5 protein-coding genes are annotated in these 9,176 nt (G+C 36.6%); 1 reads left to right on the forward strand and 4 read right to left on the reverse strand.

What is annotated here, in order from left to right:
• Window positions 1–729 precede the first annotated feature (729 nt).
• The 4 genes from F6K54_RS31985 to F6K54_RS32000 all read right to left on the reverse strand — a co-directional run bounded on the left by F6K54_RS31985 (window position 730) and on the right by F6K54_RS32000 (window position 5,429).
• Entirely contained in the window at window positions 730–1,803 is a 1,074-nt protein-coding gene (locus tag F6K54_RS31985) for a YheT family hydrolase (RefSeq protein ID WP_293087001.1), read from the reverse strand.
• Between the two features lie 578 nt (window positions 1,804–2,381).
• Window positions 2,382–2,522 (reverse strand): hypothetical protein, encoded by a 141-nt coding sequence (locus tag F6K54_RS31990; protein WP_293087004.1) that lies wholly within the window; start codon window positions 2,520–2,522, stop codon window positions 2,382–2,384.
• Between the two features lie 72 nt (window positions 2,523–2,594).
• Window positions 2,595–3,869, reverse strand: a complete 1,275-nt coding sequence (locus tag F6K54_RS31995; RefSeq protein WP_293087006.1) for a DUF1624 domain-containing protein — start codon at window positions 3,867–3,869, stop codon at window positions 2,595–2,597.
• Between the two features lie 264 nt (window positions 3,870–4,133).
• Window positions 4,134–5,429 carry a tetratricopeptide repeat protein gene (locus F6K54_RS32000; RefSeq protein ID WP_293087009.1) on the reverse strand — a complete coding sequence of 432 codons (1,296 nt, stop codon included), beginning with the start codon at window positions 5,427–5,429 and terminating at the stop codon, window positions 4,134–4,136.
• Window positions 5,430–6,402: 973 nt separating this feature from the next.
• Here F6K54_RS32000 and F6K54_RS32005 point away from each other — a divergent pair.
• Window positions 6,403–8,415, forward strand: coding sequence for an adenylate/guanylate cyclase domain-containing protein (locus F6K54_RS32005; protein ID WP_293087012.1), 2,013 nt, complete (start codon window positions 6,403–6,405; stop codon window positions 8,413–8,415).
• The last annotated feature ends 761 nt before the right edge of the window (window positions 8,416–9,176 follow it).

Consider the following 9,176-nt stretch of genomic DNA (forward strand, 5'->3'; position numbering starts at 1 on the left):
TGCTGAATAAATATCAAAGCTTTTACATATAAAGGTTTTAGCCTTTTTAGATCTTGAAAAAGTATGTGGTTTTCAGCTCTTTATGCTCAAAAAGTTAGGATTTTGGGCGCATAGTTCGGCAAAAAAATTACTCCCCTACTCCCCTACTCCCTTACTCCCCCGCTCCCCTACTCCTTAAAAAAGACTTTTTCAGCAAACCCTAATTATTCGGACATGATATTACACCTTGGTGGAGGAAAGGCAGAGGGCAGAAGACAGAAGGGTTTCTTGCAATTGTTATTTAATTTTATACACGCTCCGATGCTACCGGACATGATTTAACGAAGTCAGAAGTCAAAAGTCAGAAATCAGAAGTTATATCATGTTCGGTTGAATACTTACACTTTGGAGGAACGAAGGCAGGAGGCAACCCACCCCTAACCCCTCCCAGGAGGGGGAGGCAGAAGGGAAGAAAGGGTTAAAAGGGATAAAGTTTTTTTATAACTGATTATCCGAACATGATATTAACCCACCCCTGCCCCTCCCCAACCCACCCCCGCCCCTCCCAGGAGGGGAGCCAGGAGGGGAAGTAAGGAATTTGAGCAAGGCTCCAAAAATATTGCGCCTTAAAAGGCGGCGTTTTAGACCAATGTTATTTTGATAAAATTAATTAGCTAAATATTTGCTAAAAAATGAGCAACTAATTAATATCAGGAATTAGGATTATCACCCAATTCCAAATGATTAATTTTAAGCAGTAACTGAAGTAGTTAATGTTGACATTTCATTTTGTTTTATCCATTCAAAAACTCGATTCAATGCCCACCAAACATCAGGATCTTGAGCATTAGCTTGACAAGATTTACTGCTAACATGAGCTACATGACCACCATAACGAGTTAACATTAAATCAATAGCAGAATTACTTTCACAAGCAGCTTTTAAATCTGCTCCAATTGTTGGGTCAAACATAGGGTCATCTTCAGCATAAATAATCAATGTTCGTTTTTTTATATGAGGCAAAAAATATAGAGGACTTGTTGCTTGATAGTAGGCTTCTACTGATGAAAATCCTAATCTTTCAATCACAAATTCTTCATCAAATTTCCAGATACAATCAGCACGTTCTATTGCCTCTGGATCGATAAAATCTGGATGATGCTCGTGAATTAACCAAACTAATTTTTTGAGGTTTTTAGTAATTCCTCTATCCAAGTTTCTTCCTAAAGGAGAACTATCTAAATAAGATAGAGAACGTTGAGATTCTAGACTGGGACAAATAGCTGCACAACCACCAATATCTGTTTCAGCTAACCCTAATTCTGGAGCCAAACTTTCCGCTACTTTTGCACCCCAAAGTGCTAGTTGTCCTCCTAAAGAATATGCAGTAAACCAAAAATTAGGCGGACAACCCATTGCTTTTGCTTGAGCAGCAATATGAACAAAATCCTGCCCTTCATAAATGCCATCTGAAGTTAGAGCTTGTGATAATAATGCTGTCTTGCCATGGGCACGCCAATCAAATAAAATAACAGCATAACCTTGAGCATAAGCTTTGCGTCCTAATAGTTTTAAGAACCATTGATTATCTAACTCTCCTGTAATTCCATAGGTCCCAATAATTGTACCTTTTGGGTTTTCTGGAATAGCCATCCAGCCAAAAATGGGCACATCATTTGCTCCCATAAAAATTTTCTCTTGATAAGAAGGCTTCGGAAATGTAGTAGTTTCTTCCCAAAAACGGGGTATCCAAAAGGCTGCATAAAGAGTCATTGCTACACCATTTTTCAGGAACCACGGAGGAGTATAAGAAGGATAACCCATAGATAAATTTTAATCTGATAAAACTTAAATTTGTTAATCAGATAGTATATCAGTTGGAGATGAAATTTTATAATCCAGGATTTTTCGGTCAATAACTGAGTAAGCATTCAGCCGTCAGCACTTCAGCCATCAGCTATTGCTTTCAGTTCGACCAAGAAAAGTTTTGCTACATTTCCTTGGGAGTAGGGAGTAGGGAGTAGGGAGTAGGGAGTAGGGTTTAAAGGCATAAGATATTTTGGATTAATACCGATAATCCTCTACATTCATTACTGAATCATTATTATTACTTAGGGTTTGCTGAAAAAGTCTTTTTGTTGAGGTAGGAGACAGGAGACAGGAGACAGGAGAAATGGGAATGAGGGAGGAGGTAGGAGTAAGCATTGTCCCTTGATTTTTATGCCCAAATCTTGACCAAAATCCTAAATTTTTGAACCATTACCACTTAAAACCTCGCACTTTTTGATACTTAAAAATGCTAAAACCTTTATCTATAAAGACTTTTAGATTTATTCAGCAAGCCCTACTTAATAACTGAAGTTTATTGGAAGTATAACATTATTTTGGGAAAGGAGTAGGGATTAGGGAGTAGGGAGTAGGGAGTAGGGTTTAAAGGCATGGGAATTGGTATTCTTGATAAGAAAAGGTAATTCTAAATTCTTAATTCTTAATTCTAAATTCTTCAACTTGATGCTTTTTCTTATACTTAGCGAACCAGTCATTTCAGTTATCAGTTATCAGTTATCAGTTATCAGTACCTTCTACTGAATTAGAAGGCTACGAAAAACCGATATTTATAGGTAATTCAACCACCATTTACTTTTATGATTCTTCTTATACTTAGCAAACCAGTTACAGATAATGTATAAAAGGAAGGTTATTAACAACCAAATTAGATAAACAATTGGTAAATTATACCCAAATGCTTGTGGTTTCCAATTGATGCCTACTTGGGAGAAAGTAAAAGGTTCTATCCCATATCTATAAAGGGCAAATAAAATAGCTGTTAGATGAATTAAATAGATGTGGATAACATAGAAAAATAATGGTTGCTGACCTAATATAATTAATGGTTTAAAATAACGTATTTTTGTTTTTTCCAACCAATAAAGTAATAATATTGCTATACCAAGTGTAATTAGTAAATATAGTAGAGAAGGCGGATATTTATGACAATTGATAAAGGATAATAAGGTATCAGGAAAGTTAGACTGAATTGACCAAGAATTGGGGTCGCCATAAATATTAGTTGCTCGGATAACAATAAAGGCAACTATCATACTTAAACCGATTTTTCTTAATAGCTGAAGTCGTCGTTCTTTTTCCATTTCAAACAGTGTTCCGAAAACATAACCTAATGCCATAACTCCGATCCAAGGAATCAGAGGATAGAGGACAAAGAAGCGAAACCCAGAAATTGGTTCAATCATTGTGCGCTGGTGAAGTATTGCCCACAACCAACCAATATTTCCTAATTGTTCTGCTTGTACATTATCAAAAAAATTATGTCCGACTATCAGGAAAATTGCGATGATCGCAATTGTCCGAGTAGGAAGATAAATTATTGCTGCTAAGAAAATCATCGAACAACCGATCGCCCACAATACTCCGGCGCCAGAAAAAATGTAACTCAGTTTAAAACCCCAACTAAAAGACACTACTGTTAAATCTAGAAATACTAACCACAGTCCTCGGAGTAACAAAAACCGAGAAAGTCGTTGTTTGGTTTTGCCACGTTTGAGGGAGAGATAAGCTCCTATTCCTGCTAGAAAAATGAATGTGGGGGCACAAAGATGGGTTATCCAGCGTGTTAGAAATAGAGGAATGTTTGTCTCAGTGAGGTCTAAAGGGTTAAAGTCGGCATTGGAGAAAAACATTCGTACATGATCTAATGTCATTAGCACCATTACAAGTCCACGCAAAATGTCAACTGATATTACTCGTGGAATGCGGTCTTGATTTTGATTTTTAGAGTCTAAGGTTAGTTTGTTTGTATCAAGTTTTTCCATTGCGTAAGTCCTGATAATTTGATTAGAGAGCGATCGCTTTTGGGAAATGTTCAACTTCATAATAAGCAAGTTGGGTTAAGGTAACGTTTTCGGCTAAGAGCCGACATTAAACGCTGCGCGATATGTTTGCGTTTGCGTAGCATCCCGTAGGGGAGCGGGGGAGTAGGGGAGTAGGGGAGTAGGGGAGAATTTTTTTGCCCAACTATGCGCTAAAAATGCTAACTTTTTGAGCATGAAGAGCTGAAAACCATGTACTTTTTCAATGTCTAAAAAGTCTAAACCCTTTATCTGGTAATTATTTGAGATTTAATCAGCAAACCCTAATTAATATCCTCGTAATAGTTTGAGTTGACCTAGAGAGTCTTCATACAACTCTTGATTTCCTTGTTGTTTGTATAAGTCTGCAGCCTTTTCAAAATCTGATATTGCTTTTTCAATGTTCCTGTTAAGCTTGTAAATCAGACCCCGGTTATGGTAGGCACCAGCATATTTGGGATTGAGTTGAATGGCTTGGTTATAGTCAGTAAGCGCCTTTTCATATTCTCCCTGCTGATAGTAAACAATACCCCTGCTATTGTAAGCATTAGGGTATTTAGGATTGAGTTGAATGGCTTGGTTAAAGTCAGCAAATGCCTTTTCATCTTCTCCTTGGTTACTGTAAATAATACCTCGGCTATAGTAGGCAATAGAAATTTTGGGATTGAGTCGAATAGCTTGGTTAAAGTCAGCAAGCGCCTTTTCATCTTCTCTTTGTTTACTGTAAACAAGACCCCGACTATAGTAGGCAATCGCAAATTTGGGATTTAGTCGAATAGCTTGGTTATAGTCAGCGATCGCCTTTTCATCTTCTCCCTGATAGAAGTAAACAAGACCCCGGCGATAGTAGGCAACAGTGTATTGGGAATTGATTTGAATAGCTTGGCTAAAGTCAGCGATCGCCTTTTTATTTTCTCCCTGGTAGAAGTAAATAATACCCCTGGATGTGTAAGGTAGCCAAACTGAAGAATAGTTTAGCTTGATGGATGTGCTGTAATCAGTGATCGCCTTTTCATATTCTCTCTGGTTACTGTAAACAAGACCCCGATTATAGTAGGCTACAGCAAATTTAGGATTGAGCCGAATAGCTTGGTTATAGTCATCGAGGGCTTTTTCATACTCTCCTCTATTATAGTGTTCGACACCCTGAGCAAAGTAACTTTCAGCATCCTGAGTTTGAGATGGAGTAGCATTATCACTATTTATAACAATCTGATTTTCTCTAGTCGGAGAAGGTAAGACAACAGGAGTTGGCCTTACCAAAACCCTGCCAATCTCCTGTGGCATCGCCTGCAAAAAAGTAGAAATCAAAACCCCATCCCCATCTTTACCATCGTTAGTCAAGTCCACATGAATACCCACTCCAGTATTAACACTAGAAGTAACACTTTCTAAAGTAATTTTTTTAGCTAAAGTTAATCTATTTAGAGCAATTGGATTTAAAGGAGTATTGTTTTGTCTAGCAGTAAAAATTGGATTTGATATCGAAATTTTATGGGCTTGACTATGCTTAGTCAGACCAGCAACTACAGCTAGAGTAACAAAACCAATACTTGTCAATTGTTTGAAAAATTGAAAGTTCATATATACCACTCCTTAACTCATTTAATAAAGTTATAATTGACTCATTTAATAAAGTTATAACATGAATTTTACAGCAGATTTCGTTTTAGTGAGGTACACTCATCGCGGCCAAGATCCCCGCACTTGCATTCATTTATAGCAGATTTCGTTTTATACCAGTTTGATAAATCTTTGCTACAAATACTTAGGTTACTGTTTAGGAGTCAGGAGACAGGAGTCAGGAGTCGTATGGAAATGGGTTTTATGCCATTTATTATATAAAAGTTTATCTTTTTCCTCCAATAAATATTTCCTACAAATTATTTTAATACTGCTTATTATCTGTAACATTCTTTTTTCAAATTGGTATTACTTCTCTTTGAAAAAAAGAGGATTGATTAAGATGGAGGGTAAGCATTTCCTGCGGAATGCTGCGCAAACAGCTATTAGCTGTTAGCTAACTTCCTGAGGAAGAACTGCGTTAACAGCAACAAGATTCTCTCATATAGGACAGTGTTTAAATTAATATAGACTTTAAGGACAAGGGAGCTAACTTTTGTAGTAAGACAATTAATCAAGCTTTTATCGTAAACTAAAAGCAATAGCTGACGGCTGAATACTTACGACGGAAGTCTCCTGTAAAGCCTTTTTATCATGCTTATTATTCGTAACATTCTTTTTTCAAAATGGTGTTATGGTATTACAGATTATCAAATTTCAATAGAGCTGCTATACTAAATTTTAACTAGCTATAAGCTTAAGCGCATTTCTTGATGGAATGCTCCGCAAACATCTTGCCTCCTTGGTTGCAACTGTGGACTTCAGCTTGAACACAGTTCTGGGTTGAAATTCCCGGTTCCTATAAACCAGAAGGTGGGTAGAGAGAGGGGTTGAAACTCCCTTTCCGTTCCGGAATGCTCCGCAAACACACAGATTTACTGCTGAGTGCCAATCGCCGATCGCTGATTTAACTATATTATTACTTCTCGAAGGTATGTCCCTAGAGTTAACTACTATTTCATCAAACTATATACTTATAGTTGATGACTTGCCTATGAATTTACGGCTCCTGTCAACCTTGCTCAAGCGTCATGGCTATCAAGTTAGGACAGAGTCAAGCGGCAAAACTGCTATAGAAATAATTAGATCTAATCCTCCTAATTTAATATTATTAGATGTAATGATGCCAGAAATAGATGGCTATGAAGTTTGTCAACAAATAAAAGCTTTAGATGAATTTTCTGATATTCCAGTAATTTTTATTAGCGCTTTAGATGACTCTTTAGATAAAGTTAAAGCTTTTGAAGTAGGAGCAGTAGATTATATTACTAAACCTTTTCAAAGTCGGGAAGTTTTAGCACGAGTAAAAAATCAATTAATAATTAGTTCCTTACAAGCACAACTACATGAAAAAAATCAAGAATTGACAGAGCAGAATCTAAAATTACAAGCAGAAATAGCAGAAAAAGAAAGAGCTGAAACAGAAATTAGGTTTTTATTAGAAACAACTCAATCTATTAATAATGCCGATGATTTTAATTCTGCATTAGCAATTATGCTTCAGTCTTGTTGCCAACTAATTAATTGGGATTTTAGTGAAGCATGGATTCCTAATGAGGTTAATAATATAATTGAATATAGTCAAGTTTGGTATGCTAGAGAGCCTCATTTAGACCGATTTGGAACTCATAGTTCAAAGTTAACTTTTACCTATAATAATAGTTTGCCTGGTAAAGTTTGGGCATCTCAAAAACCACAGTGGATAGAAGATTTTTCAATCGAGTCAAAAATAGCTGCAGAAGTGGGATTAAAAGCAGCTTTTGGAGTGCCAATTATTGCTGATGATCGGGTATTAGCAGTCTTGATTTTCTTTAAAAAAAAAGTTATTTCTTTCCAACTTTATCCCATCGAATTAATTCAGGCAGCAGCTACCCAATTAGCTTCTTTAGTCCAACATAAGCAAGCAGAAGAAGCTCTCAGAATTGCAGAACAACGATATCATGGTATCGTAGAAAATGCTGTGGATGGTATTTTTCAAGTCTCTCCTAATGGACGTTTTATTAGTGCAAATATGGCGCTAGCAAGAATTTATGGTTATGATTCACCAGAAGAGTTACTAAAAAATATTAAAGATATTTCTCAACAGCTGTATTACGATCCTAACCGTAGGCAAAAATTTGTAGCAGCAATGAAAGTAGATAATGCTGTATATAATTTTGAGTCTTTAGTATATCGTAAAGATCGTCAGACAATTTGGATTTCTGAAAATGCTCGTGCTGTATATGACTCTCAGGGCAAATTGTTGTATTACGAGGGTACTGTTTCTGATATTACCGCCCGGAAAATGGCGCAGGAAGCTTTGAAGTTTCAGCAACAACAAATGGAACAGTTATTGCTCAATATTTTGCCAGCTAAAATTGCTAAACGTCTACAAGAAGAACAAAGGGCGATCGCTGATAGTTTTGATGATGTGAGTGTGTTATTTGCTGACTTAGTGGGGTTTACTGAGTTTTGCTCAAATGTTTCTCCCATAGAACTTGTAAATTTTCTGAATTTGATTTTTTCTAAGTTTGACCAACTGACTAAAAAACATTGTTTAGAGAAAATCAAAACTATTGGGGATGCGTATATGGTAGTTGGTGGTTTGCTAGTACAGCAAGATAATCATTTGGAGGCGATCGCTAATATGGCACTAGATATGCAGGTTAGTTTCGAGCATCTATGCGATCGGCTAGGAACAGCTTTGACTCTGCGAATTGGTATCCATGTCGGGCCTGTGGTTGCTGGAGTTATTGGTCAAACTAAATTTATCTATGATTTGTGGGGCGATACTGTAAATATTGCATCTCGGATGGAGTCTAGTGGTATTGCTGGTGAAGTTCAAGTTACCAGTCTTGTATATCAGCGACTCCAGAAAAAATTTGTATTTGAACAGCGGGGTAAGGTTTCAATTAAAGGGAAAGGCGATATGACTACTTATTTTCTTAAGGGAGTGTTCAACAATTAATAATTAATAATTAATAATTAATAATTAATAATTAGGGCTTGCTGAATAAAATTGTAATCAATACCTGTAAAGGCTTCTAGGGTTTTTTGTTATGAAAAAGTGTAAGGTTTTTGGCTATTGTAGCCTCAAAATGCTAATACTTTTCCCCTGACAATGCCGAAAATTTTGCCGTAGCAGATAGTCTAAACTGTTCCCAGTTAAGTGTTCCCTGTTCCCTATTATCACCATCAGACTAGTGAAGCGCAAACTCTAATTAGGGTTTGCTGAATAAATATGAAAGCATTTATAGATAAAGGTTTTAGCAACTTGTTTGTTGGAAAAAAGTACCAGCTTTTAGGTCAAAAAGGTTAAAAAACTTAGCACAAAAGGCTCACACTTGAGGTGAAAAATTAAGAGACAATTCTTACAACTAATTCCTTTATAACTGCCATTCCTCCTGAATTGCAGGATTGCTGGATTCTGGCTCCTGCCCTGAGAAAAAGACTAGTGAAGCGCAAACCCTAATTAGGGTTTGCTGAATAAATATGAAAGCATTTATAGATAAAGGTTTTAGCAACTTGTTTGTTGGAAAAAAGTACCAGCTTTTAGGTCAAAAAGGTTAAAAAACTTAGCACAAAAGGCTCACACTTGAGGTGAAAAATTAAGAGACAATTCTTACAACTAATTCCTTTATAACTGCCATTCCTCCTGAATTGCAGGATTGCTGGATTCTGGCTCCTGCCCTGAGAAAAAGACTAGTGAAGCGCAAACCCTAATTAGGG

It is taken from the genome of Okeania sp. SIO3B5, from assembly GCF_010692555.1.
GTDB lineage: Bacteria > Cyanobacteriota > Cyanobacteriia > Cyanobacteriales > Microcoleaceae > Okeania.